Origin of the sequence: Streptomyces nymphaeiformis (assembly GCF_014203895.1) — a bacterium.
Classification (GTDB): domain Bacteria; phylum Actinomycetota; class Actinomycetes; order Streptomycetales; family Streptomycetaceae; genus Streptomyces; species Streptomyces nymphaeiformis.
The window spans coordinates 807,337-824,704 of the sequence record NZ_JACHJY010000001.1 but is presented as its reverse complement, the minus strand read 5'-3'; the positions used below and the strand labels follow the sequence as shown (position 1 = coordinate 824,704).

General features: G+C 72.7%; 17 protein-coding genes. 12 read left to right on the top strand and 5 right to left on the bottom strand.

From position 1 onward, the window contains the following. The first annotated feature begins 143 nt into the window (after nucleotides 1-143). The 3 genes from GGE06_RS03680 to GGE06_RS03670 all read left to right on the top strand — a co-directional run bounded on the left by GGE06_RS03680 (nucleotide 144) and on the right by GGE06_RS03670 (nucleotide 2,594). Entirely contained in the window at nucleotides 144-611 is a 468-nt protein-coding gene (locus GGE06_RS03680) for a DUF2690 domain-containing protein (RefSeq protein WP_184930009.1), read from the top strand. 112 nt (nucleotides 612-723) lie between these two features. Next, nucleotides 724-1,734 carry an ATP-binding cassette domain-containing protein gene (locus GGE06_RS03675; RefSeq protein ID WP_181924648.1) on the top strand — a complete coding sequence of 337 codons (1,011 nt, stop codon included), beginning with the start codon at nucleotides 724-726 and terminating at the stop codon, nucleotides 1,732-1,734. After that, nucleotides 1,731-2,594, top strand: a complete 864-nt coding sequence (locus GGE06_RS03670) for an ABC transporter permease (protein WP_116161317.1) — start codon at nucleotides 1,731-1,733, stop codon at nucleotides 2,592-2,594. Before GGE06_RS03675 ends, GGE06_RS03670 begins: the two co-directional genes overlap by 4 nt. A 15-nt stretch (nucleotides 2,595-2,609) precedes the next feature. On the opposite strand, the gene GGE06_RS03665 is transcribed toward GGE06_RS03670, so the two are convergent. After that, the gene (locus tag GGE06_RS03665; protein ID WP_116161316.1) at nucleotides 2,610-6,047 is read right to left on the bottom strand and encodes an AfsR/SARP family transcriptional regulator; all 3,438 of its coding nucleotides are present in this window, start codon (nucleotides 6,045-6,047) and stop codon (nucleotides 2,610-2,612) included. Between the two features lie 136 nt (nucleotides 6,048-6,183). Here GGE06_RS03665 and GGE06_RS03660 point away from each other — a divergent pair, with 136 nt between their 5' ends. Further along, nucleotides 6,184-6,981 carry a site-2 protease family protein gene (locus GGE06_RS03660; protein WP_116161315.1) on the top strand — a complete coding sequence of 266 codons (798 nt, stop codon included), beginning with the start codon at nucleotides 6,184-6,186 and terminating at the stop codon, nucleotides 6,979-6,981. Here the strand turns inward: GGE06_RS03660 and GGE06_RS03655 are convergent. Both GGE06_RS03655 and npdG read right to left on the bottom strand, forming a co-directional pair. Beyond that, complete coding sequence (locus tag GGE06_RS03655) at nucleotides 6,978-7,160, bottom strand: hypothetical protein (RefSeq protein ID WP_116161314.1); 183 nt, start codon at nucleotides 7,158-7,160, stop codon at nucleotides 6,978-6,980. The genes GGE06_RS03660 and GGE06_RS03655 overlap by 4 nt on opposite strands. Before the next feature lie 77 nt (nucleotides 7,161-7,237). Beyond that, complete coding sequence (gene npdG, locus GGE06_RS03650; protein WP_116161313.1) at nucleotides 7,238-7,936, bottom strand: NADPH-dependent F420 reductase; 699 nt, start codon at nucleotides 7,934-7,936, stop codon at nucleotides 7,238-7,240. Between the two features lie 166 nt (nucleotides 7,937-8,102). Here npdG and GGE06_RS03645 point away from each other — a divergent pair, with 166 nt between their 5' ends. Both GGE06_RS03645 and GGE06_RS03640 read left to right on the top strand, forming a co-directional pair. Beyond that, nucleotides 8,103-8,705, top strand: a complete 603-nt coding sequence (locus GGE06_RS03645) for a hypothetical protein (protein ID WP_116161312.1) — start codon at nucleotides 8,103-8,105, stop codon at nucleotides 8,703-8,705. A gap of 66 nt (nucleotides 8,706-8,771) precedes the next feature. Next, the gene (locus GGE06_RS03640; RefSeq protein WP_184930008.1) at nucleotides 8,772-10,076 is read left to right on the top strand and encodes an MFS transporter; all 1,305 of its coding nucleotides are present in this window, start codon (nucleotides 8,772-8,774) and stop codon (nucleotides 10,074-10,076) included. A 27-nt stretch (nucleotides 10,077-10,103) separates the two neighbouring features. Here the strand turns inward: GGE06_RS03640 and GGE06_RS03635 are convergent, their stop codons facing one another. Next, nucleotides 10,104-10,337 carry a hypothetical protein gene (locus GGE06_RS03635; protein WP_116161310.1) on the bottom strand — a complete coding sequence of 78 codons (234 nt, stop codon included), beginning with the start codon at nucleotides 10,335-10,337 and terminating at the stop codon, nucleotides 10,104-10,106. Between the two features lie 61 nt (nucleotides 10,338-10,398). On the opposite strand from GGE06_RS03635, the gene map reads away from it, so the two are divergent. Together map and GGE06_RS03625 are read left to right on the top strand one after the other, a co-directional pair. Continuing rightward, nucleotides 10,399-11,256 carry a type I methionyl aminopeptidase gene (gene map, locus GGE06_RS03630; protein ID WP_184930007.1) on the top strand — a complete coding sequence of 286 codons (858 nt, stop codon included), beginning with the start codon at nucleotides 10,399-10,401 and terminating at the stop codon, nucleotides 11,254-11,256. A gap of 116 nt (nucleotides 11,257-11,372) precedes the next feature. Next, nucleotides 11,373-12,023, top strand: a complete 651-nt coding sequence (locus GGE06_RS03625; protein ID WP_184930006.1) for a biliverdin-producing heme oxygenase — start codon at nucleotides 11,373-11,375, stop codon at nucleotides 12,021-12,023. 78 nt (nucleotides 12,024-12,101) lie between these two features. Here GGE06_RS03625 and GGE06_RS03620 read toward each other — a convergent pair whose 3' ends face one another. After that, entirely contained in the window at nucleotides 12,102-12,770 is a 669-nt protein-coding gene (locus tag GGE06_RS03620) for a PhzF family phenazine biosynthesis protein (protein WP_116161307.1), read from the bottom strand. A gap of 267 nt (nucleotides 12,771-13,037) precedes the next feature. Here GGE06_RS03620 and efeO point away from each other — a divergent pair, with 267 nt between their 5' ends. Genes efeO through GGE06_RS03600 form a run of 4 tightly spaced genes read left to right on the top strand, consistent with a single transcriptional unit; the run spans nucleotide 13,038 to nucleotide 17,357 of the window. After that, complete coding sequence (gene efeO, locus GGE06_RS03615) at nucleotides 13,038-14,192, top strand: iron uptake system protein EfeO (RefSeq protein WP_184930005.1); 1,155 nt, start codon at nucleotides 13,038-13,040, stop codon at nucleotides 14,190-14,192. Nucleotides 14,193-14,206: 14 nt separating this feature from the next. After that, nucleotides 14,207-15,475, top strand: coding sequence for an iron uptake transporter deferrochelatase/peroxidase subunit (efeB, locus tag GGE06_RS03610; protein ID WP_184930004.1), 1,269 nt, complete (start codon nucleotides 14,207-14,209; stop codon nucleotides 15,473-15,475). 18 nt (nucleotides 15,476-15,493) lie between these two features. Next, complete coding sequence (gene efeU / locus GGE06_RS03605; RefSeq protein WP_116161304.1) at nucleotides 15,494-16,363, top strand: iron uptake transporter permease EfeU; 870 nt, start codon at nucleotides 15,494-15,496, stop codon at nucleotides 16,361-16,363. After that, nucleotides 16,332-17,357 carry an SCO2278 family lipoprotein gene (locus tag GGE06_RS03600; protein ID WP_181924647.1) on the top strand — a complete coding sequence of 342 codons (1,026 nt, stop codon included), beginning with the start codon at nucleotides 16,332-16,334 and terminating at the stop codon, nucleotides 17,355-17,357. The genes efeU and GGE06_RS03600 overlap by 32 nt, the downstream gene beginning before the upstream one ends. The last annotated feature ends 11 nt before the right edge of the window (nucleotides 17,358-17,368 follow it).

Below are 17,368 nucleotides of genomic sequence, written 5' to 3'. Positions count from 1 at the left end.
CATGTCCGGGCGCCGTCCCGGTCCGCCCCCGTCCGTACCGTGCCCGTCCCGGGACGAACGGGGACGGGAACGCCGTTGTCCGGCGGATCCGGCGTGTGGAACGGTCACCACCGCACACCACACCCACCCCACCGGAGGAAATCTTGCGCCTCTCCCCCACCGTCAAGCGCGCCGCCGTCACCGCCGCCGCCGGCATCGCGCTCGCCACCGGATTCTCCGGCAGCGCCCAGGCAAGCGGCTACGACTTCCAGAACCCGGCCGGCACCAGCTGCGCCTCCGACGCCTACACCGCCAAGTCCACCGGCCTGTACCAGCAGAACGGCGGCCCCCGGATCGGCACCGTCCAGCTCCGCTACAGCCCGTCCTGCCGCACCGTCTGGGCCCGCGTCTACTCCGACGGGTCCCACGTGGACGGGTCGACCTTCCGCCAGGAGACCAACACCTACTCCGGGCACTGCATCAGCGGCGTCCTCTGGGACTCGTCCGTCGGCCAGTACTACTGCTACACCCCGATGCTCAACGACGCCGGATACACCTCGTTCGCCGAGGGCGTGGCCAGCAACAGCTCGAACACCGCCGACTCCCTGTGGAGCAACACCTCGGCCTACTGACGGCTCCCCCCTCCGTCGACAGCCGACCGACAGCCCCACCGACAGCCCCGCCGGCCGATGTCGGCGGGGCTGTCGGTCGTCTGTCGGGGGCTTGTCGGTGGCGCCCTGTTCCATGGTGGACATGACGCGATCACACACCAACGCCGTCGAGGTCCGGGGCCTCGTGAAGCACTTCGGCGCGACGAAGGCCCTCGACGGGGTCGACCTGGACGTCCGCGAGGGCACCGTCCTCGGGGTCCTCGGGCCCAACGGCGCCGGGAAGACCACCCTCGTCCGCTGCCTGTCCACCCTCCTCGTCCCGGACGCCGGGACCGCCACCGTCGCCGGCTACGACGTGGTGAAGCACCCCCGCCAGCTGCGCCGCACCATCGGCCTCACCGGCCAGTACGCCTCGGTCGACGAGAAGCTGTCCGGCTGGGAGAACCTGTACATGATCGGGCGGCTGCTCGACCTCTCCCGCAAGGACTCCCGCGCCCGCGCCGACGAGATGCTGGAGCGCTTCTCCCTCACCGACGCCGCCAAGCGTCCGGCCATGAACTACTCCGGCGGCATGCGGCGCCGCCTCGACCTCGCCGCCTCGATGATCGGGCAGCCCGCCGTCCTCTACCTGGACGAGCCGACCACCGGCCTCGACCCGCGCACCCGCAACGAGGTGTGGGACGAGGTGCAGCGCATGGTCTCCGAGGGCGCGACCGTCCTGCTCACCACCCAGTACATGGAGGAGGCGGAGCAGCTCGCGAGCGAGCTGACCGTCATCGACAAGGGCAAGGTCATCGCCAAGGGCGGCGTCGACGAGCTGAAGGCCAAGGTCGGCGGCCGGACCCTGAAGGTCCGCCCGGTGGACCCGGGCCAGCTGCCCGCCATGGCCGCCGCGCTCCGCGAGACCGGCCTCGACGGGATCGCCGGCTCGACCGTCGTGCCCGACGAGGGCGTGCTGTACGTGCCGATCCTCACCGACGAGCAGCTGACGGCCGTCGTGGCCCTGCTCGGGTCGCGCGGCTTCGGCATCGCCCACATCGGCACCCATCTGCCCAGCCTGGACGAGGTGTTCCTCGCGATCACGGGCGAGAAGACCGCCGACTCCGACCTGTCCGACGCGATCAACGAGGAGGTCGCCGCATGAGCACGACCGCCGTCACCCCGTCCAAGTCCCCCGCCGGCGCCCCCCGGAAGGCCTCGCCGCGCACGGCAGCCCCCACGGGGAGCAGCCGGATCGGCCTGCGGGCCAACCTCCGCCACATCGGCGCCCTGGCCCGGCGCAACGCGCTCCAGATCAAGCAGGACCCGGAGTCGATGTTCGACGCCGTGTTCATGCCGGTCATCTTCATCCTGCTGTTCGTGTACGTCTTCGGCGGCGCGATCGCCGGCAAGGGCAACCAGGCCGAGTACGTGAACTACGTGGCCCCCGGCCTGATGGCCATGATGGGCATGAACATCGCGATGGGTGTCGGCACCGGCATCAACGACGACTTCAAGAAGGGCGTCATGGACCGGTTCCGGACCATGCCGATCGCCCGGTCCTCCGTCCTCATCGCGAAGATCGTCGTCGAGGTCGGCCGCATGATGGTCGCCACCGCGATCCTGCTCGGCATGGCCTTCCTGCTCGGCCTCACCATCCACACCTCGGTCTTCGGCCTGCTCGCCGCCATCGGCCTGTCGCTGGTCTTCGGCGCCTCGCTGATGTGGATCTTCATCCTGCTCGGCCTCACGATGAAGACGGCCCAGGCCGTCCAGGGAATGGCCATGATCGTCCTGATGCCGCTCCAGTTCGGCTCCTCGATCTTCGCCCCGCCGACCACCATGCCCGGCTGGCTGCAGACGTTCACCGACTACAACCCGCTGTCGAACCTCGCCGACGCCTCCCGCGCCCTGATCAACGGCGGCGCGCTCGCCCACTCGGTGTGGATGACCCTCGGCTGGTCGGTGCTCATCACCGTCCTCGCGGCACCGTTCGCGGTCTCCAAGTTCCGCAAGAAGACCTGAGTCCCGACCGGGGGATCATGACTCGGCGCGCTCACTGATCGCGTCGGCGGCGCGACCGAGCAGGGCGGCGGCCTCCTCCAAGGAGAGGCCGCCGCCCTCCGCGTGCGCGGCCTCGAACTCCCCCTCCGCGAGCGCGGACCGGGTCAGTTCCGTCGCCCGCCGCAGGTTCTCCAGCTCCCGGGGCGGCGACAGGTGACCGGGCGGCAGCAGCCCCTCGTAGGCGCCGAGCAGGACGGCGGCCGTACGGGACCGCGGGCCGCCGAGGCCGGCGAGCGCCCAGGCCGCGGTGACCAGGTGGATCGACGGCATCTGCGGGGCGACCATCAGCGACAGGGCGCCGAGGGAGCTCTCGTACGCCCGCCGGGACAGCTCGATCGCCGCCTCGTACCGCTCTTCGAGGTTGAACACCCACGCCAGGCTGCCCAGCGTGAAGCCCTCGAAGATCGAGAAGGTCTCGGAGCTGAACTCGTCGAGCAGCCGCTCCAGATGCACGCGGGCCTCGGCCGTCCGGCCGGTCCGGGCGAGCAGCAGCGCCAGGAAGATCCGGGCCGCGAGCATCGGCTCATGGCCCCGGCCGTGCTCACCCTTCACCACCTCGCGCAGGATCCGCTCCGCCTCCTCGCCCCGGCCGGTCTCGATCAGCATGTCGGCGTACCGGGTGCGCAGCAGGGCCATCTGGGACTGGGCGCCGAGCCGCTCGGCGTACGCGACGGCGTCGGCGTAGTCCTGTGCGGCGTCCTCGAACGCGAGCCTCCGCTCGCGGGCCTCGGCGCGCGCGGACAGTGCCTCGGCCGCGCCCCAGGCGTCCCCGAGGCGTACGAAGATCTTCAGGCTCTCGTCGGCGTCGGCGGTCGCCCGCTCGGCCAGGTCGGCCCGGTTGGCGAGCATGTTGGCGCGCAACTGGAGGGCGTTGGCGAGCTCCCAGTCGTAGCCGTAGCGGCGGCAGGCGGCGACGTGCGCCTCCAGGGCCTCGCCCATGCGGCCGGGCTCGCCGATGAGGAGGACGGCGAAGACCGCGAAGGAGCCGGGCAGCCGGCAGGTCTGCGGGAGCCCCGGCGGGTAGACCTCGTTCATCCGCCGCAGCCGCTCGACCCCGGCGGGGGTCGTCCAGCGGCCGGTCTCGTGGTCCATGTTGAGCAGCTCGATCAGCCGCACTCCGCGCCGGGCCTCCCAGCGCTGCTCCTCGGAGAGCGGCGGGGGCGCGGCGGTGCACGGCTCGTGCAGCGGTACGACGGGGGCGGCGGGCGTCCCGAACGGGTCGGGCCCGAGCGCGACGACGGACTCCGCCCAGTACAGGGCGTCGCCGCGCAGGTCGCGCATCTGCCAGTACCAGAGCAGCGAGTGGACGAGGACCAGCGCCTCGTCCTCCTCCCGGGCCTCGACGGCACGGCGGAGCGCGGTACGGAGGTTCCCGTACTCGGCGCCGAACCGCGCGATGGCCACGGCCTGCCCGGAACCGCGCAGCTCGGGGTCGGTACGGCGGGCGAGCTCGCGGTAGTGCGTGAGGTGCCGGCGCTCGACGTCGGCCCGCTCCCCGGCCTCGTCGAGCCGCTCTCCGGCGTACTCGGCGACGGTCTCCAGGAGCCGGAACCGCATCCCGGTCTCACCGGGGGCGGCGACGACGAGCGACTTGTCGACGAGGGCGCCGAGGAGGTCGAGGACGGACCGGCCGTCGACCGGCCGGTCGCGTACGGGCCGGGTCGGGTCGACCTCGCCTGCGGCCTCCCCGCGTGCGCGGGGCCCACCGGGGCGCTCCTCTCCGGGGCGCGGCTCACCGGCGACCTCCGCGCCCGGGCGTGGCTCGCCTGCGGCGGCTCCGCGGGAGTCGCCCTTCCCGTCCGTGCCCCCGCCGGAGGCGCAGACCGCCTCCGCCGCCTCCAGGTCACAGCCGCCCGTGAAGACCGCGAGGCGCCGGAGGACGGCTCGTTCGGGGCCGTCCAGGAGGTCCCAGGACCAGTCGACGACCGCGCGCAGGGTCTGCTGCCGGGGCAGGACCGTCCGCGCGCCCGAGGTGAGGAGCCGGAAGCGGTCGTCGAGGCGGTCCGCGATCTGACGGAGGGTCAGCATCCGCAGCCGGGCCGCCGCGAGTTCGACGGCCAGCGGGAGGCCGTCCAGGCGCCGTACGACCTCGCCCGCGGCGGCCGGGTCGTCCTCGACGCGGAACCCCGGGCGGACCGCCGCGCCCCGCTCGCCGAGGAGCCGCAGCGCCATCCCGGTCGGCAGCGGCCCGAGGGGACGCAGCGCCTCACCCGGCACGCCGAGCGGCTCGCGGCTCGTCGCGAGCACGCGGAGCTCCGGACAGCGCGCGAGCAGGGTCTCGGCGAGTTCGGCGGCCGCGCCGACGAGGTGCTCGCAGTTGTCGAGGAGGAGCAGCATCCGCCGCCCGGCGCAGTGCTCGACGAGCCGGGCGAGCGGGTCGCCGCCGCCGCGCAGCTCCTCGGCCCCGGCGCCGCGGAGCACCGTCTCGCGGGCGCCGACGGCCGCGAGGACCGCCTCGGGCACGGCCTCCGGGTCGCGTACGGGCGCGAGTTCCGCGACCCACACGCCGTCCGGCCAGTCGCCGCCCGCCTGCTCGGCGGCCTCCTGCGAGAGCCGGGTCTTCCCGGCCCCGCCGGGCCCGAGCAGGGTGACGAGCCGCGCGCCGCGCAGATCGTCCCGGACGAGCGCGATCTCCTCGTCGCGCCCGACGAAGCTGGTGAGCCGCGTGCGCAGGTTGCCCCGGACGGGAGGACGTTCGGGTTCCGGGGCGAGCAGCTCCGCGTGGAGGGCGCGCAGGGCGGGGGACGGGTCCGTGCCGAGGCGGGTGGAGAGGGCGCGGCGGACCGACTCGTACGCGGCGAGCGCCTCGGCCGCCCGGCCGGTGTCCCGCAGGGCGCGGATCCGGAGGGCCTGGAGGGGCTCGTCGAGGGGATGGGAGGCGCAGAGGGAGGTGAGCTCGGGGAGGGCGGCGTCGGCCCCGCCGAGCGCGAGGGCGGCGTCGAGCCGCGCCCGGCGGGCGTCGAGCCGGCGGGCCTCCCAGCGGGCGGCCTCCGCGTCCCGGTCCGGCAGGTCGGCGAGGGCGGGCCCGCGCCAGAGCCCGAGGGCCTCGTCGAGCAGGGCCGCGGCGCGTGCGGGGTCGGCCGCGGCCATGCCCTCGACGGCGAGCCGCTCGAAGCGGCGGGCGTCCACGTCCTCGGGCCGGGCGTCGAGCCGGTAACCGCCCTCGGCGGACACCACGCGGTCCCGGCCGAGGGCCCTGCGGAGCCGTCCGACGAGGGCCTGGAGCGCGGCGGGCGCGTCGGCGGGCGGCTCGTCGCCGTGCCACACCTCGTCGACGAGGTCGGCCACGGGAACGATCCGGCCGGCCCGCAGGACGAGAACGGTCAGCAGGGCGCGGACCCGGGGGCCGCCGACGGCGAGGTCGGTGCCGTCGGGGGTGCGGACGAGGGTGGGACCGAGGACGGAGTAGCGCACGGCCCCATTCTCGCGTGATCTCCCACCGGCCGGGCCGGTGCCCCGCGCCCGCACGACGGGCGGGGCGGCGGAACTCGGTCCGGTACCGGTACGTTTCCCCGGCACCTGCCCCTCCGTACCCCTGGGAGCCCTCGTGATGACCACGGCCGCCGCTCGGCGCCATGAACGGCGGGTCAGTCCCGTCTTCCTGGCGATCCTCGCCGTCATGGCCGTGACCGGCTGGGCGGTGTGGACGGACTTCGCCGCCTCGCCCGGGCTCGCGGTGTTCCTGTTCGTGACCTCGGCCTGGGTCGTGTCGCTCTGTCTGCACGAGTACGCGCACGCCAGGACCGCCCTGCACGGCGGCGACATCACCGTGGGCGCCAAGGGTTACCTGACGCTGAACCCGCTCGCGTACACGCACGCCGTGCTGAGCGTCGTCCTGCCGGTGCTGTTCGTGATCATGGGCGGGATCGGTCTGCCGGGCGGGGCGGTCTTCATCGAGCAGGGGCGGATCAAGGGCCGCTGGAAGCACAGCCTGATCTCGGCGGCGGGCCCCCTGGCGAACGTGCTGTTCGCGATCGTCTGCACGGCGCCGTTCTGGCTGGACGCGCTCGACGGCGTGCCGCCCGCCTTCCGGTACGCGCTGGCGTTCCTGGCGTTCCTCCAGGTGACGGCCGCGCTCCTGAACTTCCTGCCGGTGCCGGGGCTCGACGGCTACGGGGTCGTGGAGCCCTGGCTGTCGTACAAGGTGAAGCGGCAGATCGAGCCGTACGCGCCGTACGGCTTCTTCATCGTGATCGCGCTGCTGTTCGTCCCGCAGATCAACAACGCCTTCTTCGACGCGATCGACGCCCTGATGCGCGGCCTCGGGGTGCCCGAGGCCAGCCGGTACTGCGGCTCGCAGCTGTTCCGGGTCTGGGAGGGGGCGCCGCCCGAGTCCTGCCGGGTCTAGGCCTCCGCGGCGGCCTTCTCGGCCTTCGCGCGCCGGACGTAGTACCAGGCCATGTTCGAGGACAGGCCGGCGAGGAGGACCCAGACGACGCCGAGGAAGCTGCCCTGGACGAAGGAGACGACGGCCGCGGCGACGGCCAGGGCGCAGACCACGAGGGCGTAGAGGGCGAGGCGGGGCATGGGGTCGGCTCCTGTCCGGATGCGGCGTTTCGTGCCCGTCCAGTGTCCCCCATGCCCCGATCCGCGACGGGACCGGCTCAGATGTCCGTGACCCGGAGCCCCGCGTGCGCCTTGTAGCGGCGGTTCACCGAGATCAGGTTCGCGACGAGCGACTCGACCTGGTGGGCGTTGCGCAGCCGGCCGGCGAAGACGCCGCGCATGCCGGCGATGCGGCCGGCGAGGGCCTGGACGATCTCGACGTCGGCGCGCTCCTCGCCGAGGACCATGACGTCGGTGTCGATCTCCTCGACGGAGGTGTCCTTGAGGAGGACCGCGGAGAGGTGGTGGAAGGCCGCGGCGACCCGGGAGTCCGGGAGGAGCGCGGCGGCCTGCTCGGCGGCGGAGCCCTCCTCGGGCTTGAGGGCGTAGGCGCCCTTCTTGTCGAAGCCGAGCGGGTTGACGCAGTCCACGACGAGCTTGCCGCGGAGCTCCTCGCGCAGCGACTCCAGGGTCTTGGCGTGGCCGTCCCACGGCACGGCGACGATGACGACGTCGCTGCGACGGGCGGTCTCGGCGTTGTCGGCGCCCTCGACGCCGTGGCCGATCTCCGCGGCGACGCCCTGCGCGCGCTCGGCGGCGCGGGAGCCGATGATCACCTTCTGGCCGGCCTTGGCGAGCCGGTAGGCGAGGCCGCGGCCCTGGTCGCCGGTGCCGCCGAGGACGCCGACGACGAGACCGGAGACGTCGGGGAGGTCCCACGGGTCCTTCGGGGCGGGCTTGCTGTCAGTCGTAGTCATGGCCCCGACATTACCGACCGGTCGGGTCCGTCGGGCCTCTCTCGTGCGGGTTCTCGTACGGGTTCTCGTACGGGTTCTCGTACGGGTTCTCGTACGGGTTCTCGTACGGGTGGAACTGCCGCGACCCGGCCTCGCGCGGGGCCCGGCTGGGGCAGGATGCGGGCGCATGGATGCCGTACGGGTCGCGTTGCTGCGGGAAGTGCTCGCCGGGACGGAGTGGCCGGCGGCGGCCCGCCGGTTCGCGGGCGCGCTCCGGTCGTCGGTCGTGCCGCACCGGGGCGGACTGCTCCTGGTGGGCACGGAGGAGTACGAGCCGTGGCACCTGGCGGCGCACCTGGTCGACGAGTCCGCCTGGTCGGGGCTGCCGGAGCTGGCGCCGACGCTGGTCCGGCACCGGGTGCGGCCGGGCGCCCCGGCGCATCTGGCGGTGGGCCTGGGGCGTCTGGAGGCGGCGGGGCGCGGGGCGACGCTGCTGATGGTGGCGCCGGAGCGGCCGGACGCGGGGGTCCTCCAGCGGGTGCACGACGCCCGCCGGGCGGGGGCGACCGTGTTGTCCCTCGACGGCGGCGGCGAGGAGGTCCTGGGGCTCGCGCACGAGAGGCTCACCGTGGCGGCGGGGGCCGAGGTGGACCTGGACACCGTGCAGCACCTGGTGAGCGCGGCGGCCGGGGAGAACAGCCTGCCGTCCCCGCGGGGCGGGCGCCGTTTCCGGGACCGGCTCTCGGGGCTCGCGGACCGGCTGACGGCCCCGCCGCCGGCCCGCTGGTAGGCCTCTCCCCGTACCGTCCCGTAATTCGGTTGCCCCCTGCATCCGGCGGCCGGAGCATGGCTCTTCGTGTCTGCCAAGCTCACCGCCCTGCTGCCCGATCTGACGCCGTGGCGTTCGTCCCCCGACTTCCGGCTCCTGTGGGTACAGGGGCTCGTCACGTACTTCGGCAGCGCGATGGCGATGATCGCCCTGCCGCTGCAGATCAAGGATCTGACGGACTCGCCGTTCGCGGTCGGTGCGATGGGCGCGGTCGAGCTGGTGCCGCTGGTGGTGTTCGGCCTGTACGGCGGGGCGCTCGCGGACGCGGTCGACCGGCGGAAGGTGATCGTCTGGACGGAGGCGGGCCTCGGGCTGCTCGCCCTGCTCCTGCTGGTGAACGCGCTGCTGCCGGATCCGATGCTCTGGCCGCTGTACGTGGTGGCGGCCGGGGTGTCGGCGCTCGCGGGGCTCCAGCGGCCGGCGCTCGACTCGCTGCTGGCCCGGATCGTGCCGCACGACCAGCAGACGGCGGCGGCCGCGCTGAACTCGCTGCGCTGGCAGACCGGCGCGATCGCGGGCCCGGCGGTCGGCGGCCTGGTGGTGGCGTACGCGGGTCACGCGCCCGCGTACGGGCTGACGGTCGCCTGTTTCGCGGTCTCGGTCCTGATGTGCCGCCGGCTCTCCCCCGCGCCGGCCGCGCACGACGCGGAGAGGCCCTCGCTGCGGGGCATCGCGGAGGGCGCGCGCTACGCCTGGTCGCGGCCGGTGCTGCTCGGCACGTACGCGGTCGACCTGGCGGCGATGTTCTTCGCGTTCCCGAACACGATCTTCCCGTTCCTCGCGGACGAGCTGGACGCGGAGTGGTCGCTCGGTCTGATGTACGCGGCGGGCTCGGTCGGCTCGCTGGTCCTCGGCCTGACGAGCGGCTGGACGTCGAGGGTGCGGCGGCACGGGCTGCTCGTGGCCGGCGGCGCGGCCGGCTGGGGTCTGGCGATCGCGGCGGCCGGCTGGTTCGGGAACGTGTGGGCGGTGCTGGTGTGCCTGGCCCTCGCGGGCGCGGGCGACATGCTGAGCGGGCTCGGCCGCGCCACGATCTGGAACCAGACGATCCCGGAGGAGCTGCGCGGCCGGCTCGCCGGCATCGAGGTGCTCTCCTACAGCGTGGGCCCGCAGCTGGGCCAGGTCCGGGCGGGCGCGATGGCCGGCTGGACCGGCACCCCGGCGGCTGTCTGGACGGGCGGCGTGGCGTGCGTGGCCTCGGTGGGACTGCTCAGCCTGGCGCTGCCGAAGCTGCTCTCGTACGACTCCGCGACGGACGAGGACTCGCTGCGCCGCAAGGCCCAGCAGGAGGCCGTGGACGGCGCCCGGACGGAGGCGGCCGGGACCGTCTGACGGGTCCCGGCCGCTCCCGCGGGGGCGCTACTCGTCGTCCGTCCGGTCCTTCCCGGCGGCGTCGTGCCAGCGGGGGTCGGTCTCCCACTCCAGGTTCCGCTCGCGGGCGGTCTCCATGGCGTGGGAGGCCTCCTCACGGCTGGCGTACGGGCCGAAGCGGTTCTTCGCCGGGCACTCGGGGCCCTCCTCGACCTTCTTGTGCTCCAGGCAGTAGTACCACTCGCCCGGTTTGCCCGTGGCGCTCTTCTTGAACAGCGGCATCGTCCTCGGCTCCTTCCTTCGGGACCATGCTGCCCCAGACCCGGTCGTTAGACTCGCTGGCATGTCTGGCCAGTCGCTTCTCGTACCGGGGGAGCTCTCCCCCCATCGTTCCGTTCCGGGCTCCATCCGCCGCCCCGAGTACGTCGGGAAGCCCGCCCCGACCCCGTACACCGGGCCCGAGGTGCAGGATTCCGACACCATCGAGCGGATGCGGATCGCCGGCCGCATCGCCGCCCGGGCGATGGAGGAGGCCGCCAAGCACATCGCCCCGGGCGTCACCACCGACGAGCTCGACCGGGTCGCGCACGAGTACATGTGCGACCACGGCGCCTACCCGTCCACGCTGGGCTACCGCGGCTTCCCGAAGTCGCTGTGCGCCTCGATCAACGAGGTCATCTGCCACGGGATCCCGGACTCCACCGTCCTGCGGGACGGCGACATCGTGAACCTGGACGTCACCGCGTACATCAACGGCGTCCACGGCGACAACAACGCCACGTACCTCTGCGGCGACGTCGACGAGGAGTCGCGGCTGCTCGTGGAGCGCACCCGGGAGTCCCTGAACCGGGCGATCAAGGCGGTCAAGCCGGGCCGCCAGATCAACATCATCGGGCGGGTCATCGAGTCGTACGCCAAGCGCTTCGGCTACGGGGTCGTGCGCGACTTCACCGGGCACGGCATCAACTCGTCGTTCCACTCCGGCCTGATCGTGCCGCACTACGACTCGCCCCACCACACCACCGAGATCAAGACCGGCATGACCTTCACGATCGAGCCGATGCTGACGCTCGGCACCCACGACTACGACATGTGGGACGACGGCTGGACCGTGGTGACCAAGGACCGGAAGCGGACGGCGCAGTTCGAGCACACCCTCGTGGTGACCGAGAACGGGGCCGAAATCCTCACGTTGCCCTGACCTCTCGAACGGGTAGCGTTTTTACCGACAGGACGTCGGGAACCAGGTGAAACTTAGGTAAGCCTAAGTAGGCAGGATCGTCACTGGTTCCCGCCCATCGGTCTCGGAGGCACGCCTTGGACACGCCCTTCTCCACGTTGATCCGTACGGCTTCGCACGAGCAGCACACGGAGGCGGAGACGTCGTCCTTCATGGGCGACCTCCTCGGCGGGAGGCTGGCCGTCGACGCGTACGCCCGCTACACCGAGCAGCTCTGGTTCGTGTACCGGGCCCTGGAGGAGGGTGCGGAGGCACTGCGCGAGGACCCGGTCGCCGGGCCCTTCATACAGCCCGAGCTGTTCCGCACGGCCGCCCTGGAGCAGGACCTCGCCCATCTGCGCGGCCCCGACTGGCGCGCCGACGTCTCCCCGCTGCCCGCCACCGCCGCGTACGCCGAGCGGGTCGCCGAGTGCGCCCGAGAGTGGCCCGCCGGCTATGTGGCCCACCACTACACGCGCTACCTGGGCGACCTGTCGGGCGGTCAGATCATCCGCGACCGGGCGGAGCGGACCTGGGGCTTCGACCGCAAGGGCGACGGGGTCCGCTTCTACGTCTTCGACGAGATCCCCAACCCGGCGGCGTTCAAGCGGGGGTACCGGGAGCTGCTCGACGGCGTGGCCGCCGACGACCTGGAGAAGCAGCGGATCGTCGACGAGTGCCGGCGCGCCTTCGACTTCAACACCGCGGTCTTCCGCGAGCTGGGCGGGGAGTACCCGCTGAGCGCGTGAGGAACCTCCGGCGCGTGGGGGCACCCCGGCGCGCCGAGGACCCCTCGACGCGAAGGCCCTTCGGCGCGCCTAGGCCCCCTAGAGCGCGAGCGTTCCCTCCAGGCGGACCCGGCCGCCCAGTTCCACGATGCCGTCGGGGCCGGGGGCGGTGAGCAGCTGCGAGCCCCGGCCCTGCGTGATGTTCAGGGCCCGTCCCAGCTGCGCGGTGAGGAGCAGCGCCGCCGCGCCGGTCGCCTCGTCCTCGTCGATGCCGTCGCCGCGGCCCGGGAAGGCCCGCGCCCTGATCCGGCCCGCGGCCTCCTCCTCCCAGGCCCAGGCGTAGATCCACTCGCCCGGCTCGGGCACCTCCAGGGCCTCCACCTCGGCGACGGAGCCGTACTGACGCAGGGTCCGGGGCGGCGCCCACTCGGCGCGCGCCTCGATCCAGGTGAACTCGCCGTCGCCGCGCACCCAGACCTCGCCGGCGGGCGGCTGGACGACCTCCAGGTCGAGCAGCCAGGCGGCGCCGACGAGCGGATGGCCGGCGAACGGCAGCCGCAGGCCGGGCGTGTAGATGTCGACGATCCCGCGCTCCGGGTCGTCCACGAACACCGTCTCGCTGAAACCGAGCTCCTTGGCCAGCGCCTGCCGTGACGACTCGTCGGGGTGGGTACGGGCGTCCCGTACGACTCCGAGACGGTTGCCGTGCCGGCCGTCGCCCGCACAGAAGACCCGGAGGACGTCGATGTCAGTGGCGGTCGTGTTCATGGCGGAATTCAACCACCCGCCGCACGTCGGCAGGGCCGTACCGCGCTTTCCCCGCCCCGTACCGGCGCGTAACGAGAATCGGGACAATCCACCCCGCTTGACTCCCCCTTGACCTAGCCGCGAGATCTCCGTGATGAATCCGTGACCTCGCCGTATCCGATAGGCCCCGCCTGAGAGCTGAATCACTGCACGTGCGGGTATTGCTGAGGTAAGCCTCGGTTAAGTTAGGTCCGCCTCAGTCCGTCGCCCCGCGTTCCTGGAGTCCTCATGCGAGCCGTACGCCTCTCCGTCGTCACCGCCGCCGCGACAGCGGCTGCTCTGACCGCCGTCACGGGCTGCGCCGAGAAAAGCGACTCCAAGGCGAGCGACGACGCGATCACCGTCGTCGCCAAGGACGACTCCTGCGAGGTCTCGAAGAAGGAGTTCCCGGCCGGGCACGTGAAGCTGGCCGTCGAGAACCGCGGCTCCAAGATCACCGAGGTGTACGTCCTCTTCCCGGACGACCGCATCGTCACCGAACGCGAGAACATCGGCCCCGGCACCAAGGCCACCATCACCGCCGAGTTCAAGTCCGGCGACTACTTCATCGCCTGCAAGCCCGGCATGAAGGGCGACGGCATCCGCCAGGCCGTCAAGGCCACCGGCGGCAAGGCCGCCGCCAAGCGCTCCCCCGAGATGGACGCCGCCGTCGCCGCCTACCGCCAGTACGTCCAGGCGCAGGCCGACGCGACCCTCCCCAAGGTGAAGGTCTTCACCGACGCCGTCCGCGCCGGGAACATCGAGGCCGCGAAGAAGGCCTACGCCGAGTCCCGCATCGGCTGGGAGCGCACCGAGCCGGTCGCCGAGTCCTTCGGCGACATCGACCCCAAGGTCGACGTCCGCGAGGACGGCCTGGAGGACGGCCAGGACCCGGCGAAGGACTGGACCGGCTGGCACCGCCTGGAGAAGGCGCTCTGGCAGGACAAGAAGATCGGCGACCGCGAGAAGCAGCTCGCCGACCTCCTCGACAAGGACCTCGCGGACTGGCAGAAGCGGGTCGGCAAGGCCGAGATCACCCCGACCTCCATGGCCAACGGCGCCAAGGAGCTCCTGGACGAGGTCGCCACCGGCAAGGTCACCGGCGAGGAGGAGCGCTACTCGCACACCGACCTCGTCGACTTCAAGGCGAACGTCGAGGGCGCGCAGAAGTCCTTCGAGCTGCTCAAGCCGGTCGCCTCGAAGAACGACCCGAAGCTCGTCGCCGAACTCGACAAGCAGTTCGCCGCGCTGAACACGCTGCTCGACAAGTACCGCACGGACAAGGCGAGCTACGTCTTCACCTCGTACGAGAAGGTCGGCAAGCCCGAGCGCAAGGAACTGTCCGACGGCGTCAACGCCCTGGCCGAGCCGCTCTCCAAGCTCGCCGCCGCGGTCGTGAAGTAACAGGGGGAGCCACCATGACCGACGAGACCACCACCACGGAGCAGGCCGCCGCCGCGCCCTCCCGCCGCAAGGTCATCGGCTGGGGCGGAGCCGGGCTCGCGCTCGGTGCCGCCGCGGCCGGCGGCGCCGTCGCGCTGACCCGCGACGGCGACCACACCGCCCCGGTCGCCGACACCGGCGGCGCCGTGCCCTTCCACGGCGCGCACCAGGCCGGCATCGCGACCGCCGTGCAGGACCGGCTGCACTTCGCGTCCTTCGACGTGAAGACCACCGACCGCGACGAGCTGATCCAGCTCCTCAAGGAGTGGACGCGGGCCGCCGAGCGGATGACGGCCGGCGCCGAGGTCGGCGACGGCGCCTACGGCGGCCTGCCGGAGGCCCCGCCGGACGACACGGGCGAGGCCCTCGGCCTCAAGCCCTCCCGGCTCACCCTCACGATCGGCTTCGGCCCCTCGCTCTTCGACGGGCGCTTCGGGCTGAAGGACAAGCGGCCCGGGGCCCTGGTGGACCTGCCCAAGTTCCCGGGCGACAACCTGGACCCGGCGCGCAGCGGCGGCGACATCTGCGTGCAGGCCTGCGCCGACGACCCGCAGGTCGCCGTGCACGCCATCCGCAACCTCGCCCGGATCGGCTTCGGCAAGGTCGCGGTGCGCTGGTCGCAGCTCGGCTTCGGCAAGACGTCCTCGACGACCCCGGACGCCCAGACCCCGCGCAACCTGTTCGGCTTCAAGGACGGCACGCGGAACATCGCGGGCACCGAGACCGAGCGGCTCGCGAAGCACGTGTGGGTCTCCGGCAAGGACGCCGAGGGCGCCTCGGCCTGGATGGACGGCGGCTCGTACCTGGTCGCCCGCCGCATCCGCATGAACGTCGAGACCTGGGACCGCACCCCGCTCTCCGAGCAGGAGGACATCTTCGGCCGGGACAAGAAGGAAGGCGCCCCGGTCGGCAAGGCCAAGGAGCACGACGAGCCGTTCCTGAAGGCCATGAAGCCGGACTCGCACGTCCGGCTCGCGCACCCGGACAGCAACAACGGGGCGACGATCCTGCGCCGCGGCTACTCGTTCACGGACGGCACGGACGGCCTCGGCCGGCTCGACGCGGGCCTGTTCTTCCTGGCGTACATGAAGGACGTCCGCACGGGCTTCATCCCGGTGCAGACCCAGCTGGCCAAGCACGACGCGCTCAACGAGTACACACAGCACGTGGGTTCGGCGCTGTTCGCCGTCCCGCCGGGCGTCCGCGGCAAGGACGACTGGTGGGGCCGGGCGCTGTTCGCGTGACCGAGGAGGAGAACCGACGTGTTCGGAAACTATCTGATCGGCCTGCGTGAGGGCCTGGAAGCCAGTCTGGTCGTCTGCATCCTCATCGCGTACCTGGTGAAGACCGGGCGCCGTGACGCGCTGAAGCCGATCTGGATCGGCATCGGCGTGGCCGTCGGCGTGGCCCTCGCCTTCGGCGCGGGCCTGGAGTTCGGCTCGCAGGAGCTGACCTTCGAGGCGCAGGAGGCGCTCGGCGGCTCGCTGTCGGTCCTCGCCGTGGGCCTGGTGACCTGGATGGTCTTCTGGATGCGGCGGACGGCGCGGCACCTCAAGACGGAGCTGCACGGCAAGCTGGACGCGGCCCTGCAGATGGGCACGGGCGCGCTGGTCGCCACCGCCTTCCTGGCGGTGGGCCGCGAGGGCCTGGAGACGGCGCTCTTCGTGTGGGCGTCGGTCCGGGCCTCCTCGGACGGCTCGTACGCGCCGCTGATCGGCGTCGTCCTGGGCCTGCTCACGGCCGTCCTCCTCGGCTGGCTGTTCTACCGGGGCGCGCTGAAGATCAACCTGGCGAAGTTCTTCACCTGGACCGGCGGGATGCTGGTCGTGGTGGCGGCGGGCGTGCTCGCGTACGGCGTGCACGACCTCCAGGAGGCGAACTTCCTCGGCGGCCTCGCGGACAAGGCCTTCGACATCTCGGCGACGATCCCGCCGGACAGCTGGTACGGCACGCTCCTCAAGGGCGTCTTCAACTTCCAGCCGGATCCGACGGTCCTTCAGGTCACGGTGTGGGCGCTGTATCTGATCCCGACGCTCGCGCTGTTCCTCGCCCCGATAGGGTCGGGTCCGTCCGTGCGGGTGAAGAAGCAGAAGGCGACCGATGAGAAGGCTGAGGCTGAGGCGAGCGCTTGAGCGGTGGTCGCCCTCCAGGGACCGCCGGCCGGCGAGGTTCCTCGCGGCGACGGCGGCGGCGACCGTCCTGACGCTGACGGCGAGCGGCTGCGTCACCGTGCACGGCGAGCTGGCGCTGCTGCCGCCGGCGACGAAGACCGAGGCGGCGCAGGCCCTCGCCGACTTCACGACCGCCTACAACCGGGCCGACAAGGCCTATGACCCGGCCCTCGACTCGGAGCGGGTCACCGGCCCGCTCGGGGAGATCAACCAGTCGGGCCTGCGCGCGCGGCAGATCAACACCCCCGGCGGCAACCCGGACCACAAGCCCCTCGTGCTGAGCGACGCGCGGTTCGTGCTGCCCCGGAAGGCGGGCTGGCCGCGCTGGTTCGTCGCGGACACCGCCTCCAACCGGGGCGCCGGCGACCAGCGCTGGCTCCTGGTCTTCGTGCGCAACGGGCCGGAGCGGCTGTGGGAGGTCGCCTACCTCACGATCCTCCCCGGGGGCGACGTGCCCGAGTTCTCCGAGGAGGAGGGGTACGCGGTGCCGGTCGCCGCGGACACCGACGCGCTCGCGGTCGCGCCCGAGGACCTCGGCAAGGAGTACGTCGCGTACCTGAAGGACGGGCGGCCGGGGCCGTTCGCGCCGGGCACGCACACCACGCAGTGGCGGGCGGAGCGGCAGAAGGCCGCCAAGCGGCCGGGCATGGCCACCCAGTACATCGACCGCGTCGCGGACCAGGGGGACTTCGCGCCGCTCGGTCTCCGGACGAAGGACGGCGGCGCGCTCGTCTTCTTCGCGACCCGGTACTTCGAGCGGCAGACGGCGGCGAAGGGCTACCGGCCGAAGGTCGGCCCCGACACCAAGGCGCTGCTGACCGGCGAGATCAGGAACACGGTCACCAGGGAGTGGGTGTCCAGCCAGGCGGTCCTGGTGAAGCCGGCGGGCACGGACCGGGACGGGGTCACGGTCGCGAGCCGGCTCCAGGGCGTGGTGGGCGCGGAGGGCTCGTAACCCTCCTGGGG

Excerpts from the sequence above, each read along its gene's own strand:
- efeO (WP_184930005.1), top strand. The coding sequence starts at position 13,038 with ATGCGAGCCGTACGCCTCTCCGTCGTCACCGCCGCCGCGACAGCGGCT.
- map (WP_184930007.1), top strand. The coding sequence starts at position 10,399 with ATGTCTGGCCAGTCGCTTCTCGTACCGGGGGAGCTCTCCCCCCATCGT.
- GGE06_RS03645 (WP_116161312.1), top strand. The coding sequence starts at position 8,103 with ATGGATGCCGTACGGGTCGCGTTGCTGCGGGAAGTGCTCGCCGGGACG.
- GGE06_RS03620 (WP_116161307.1), bottom strand. The coding sequence starts at position 12,770 with ATGAACACGACCGCCACTGACATCGACGTCCTCCGGGTCTTCTGTGCG.
- GGE06_RS03635 (WP_116161310.1), bottom strand. The coding sequence starts at position 10,337 with ATGCCGCTGTTCAAGAAGAGCGCCACGGGCAAACCGGGCGAGTGGTAC.
- GGE06_RS03660 (WP_116161315.1), top strand. The coding sequence starts at position 6,184 with ATGACCACGGCCGCCGCTCGGCGCCATGAACGGCGGGTCAGTCCCGTC.
- GGE06_RS03600 (WP_181924647.1), top strand. The coding sequence starts at position 16,332 with ATGAGAAGGCTGAGGCTGAGGCGAGCGCTTGAGCGGTGGTCGCCCTCC.
- GGE06_RS03670 (WP_116161317.1), top strand. The coding sequence starts at position 1,731 with ATGAGCACGACCGCCGTCACCCCGTCCAAGTCCCCCGCCGGCGCCCCC.
- GGE06_RS03675 (WP_181924648.1), top strand. The coding sequence starts at position 724 with ATGGTGGACATGACGCGATCACACACCAACGCCGTCGAGGTCCGGGGC.
- npdG (WP_116161313.1), bottom strand. The coding sequence starts at position 7,936 with ATGACTACGACTGACAGCAAGCCCGCCCCGAAGGACCCGTGGGACCTC.
- efeB (WP_184930004.1), top strand. The coding sequence starts at position 14,207 with ATGACCGACGAGACCACCACCACGGAGCAGGCCGCCGCCGCGCCCTCC.
- GGE06_RS03655 (WP_116161314.1), bottom strand. The coding sequence starts at position 7,160 with ATGCCCCGCCTCGCCCTCTACGCCCTCGTGGTCTGCGCCCTGGCCGTC.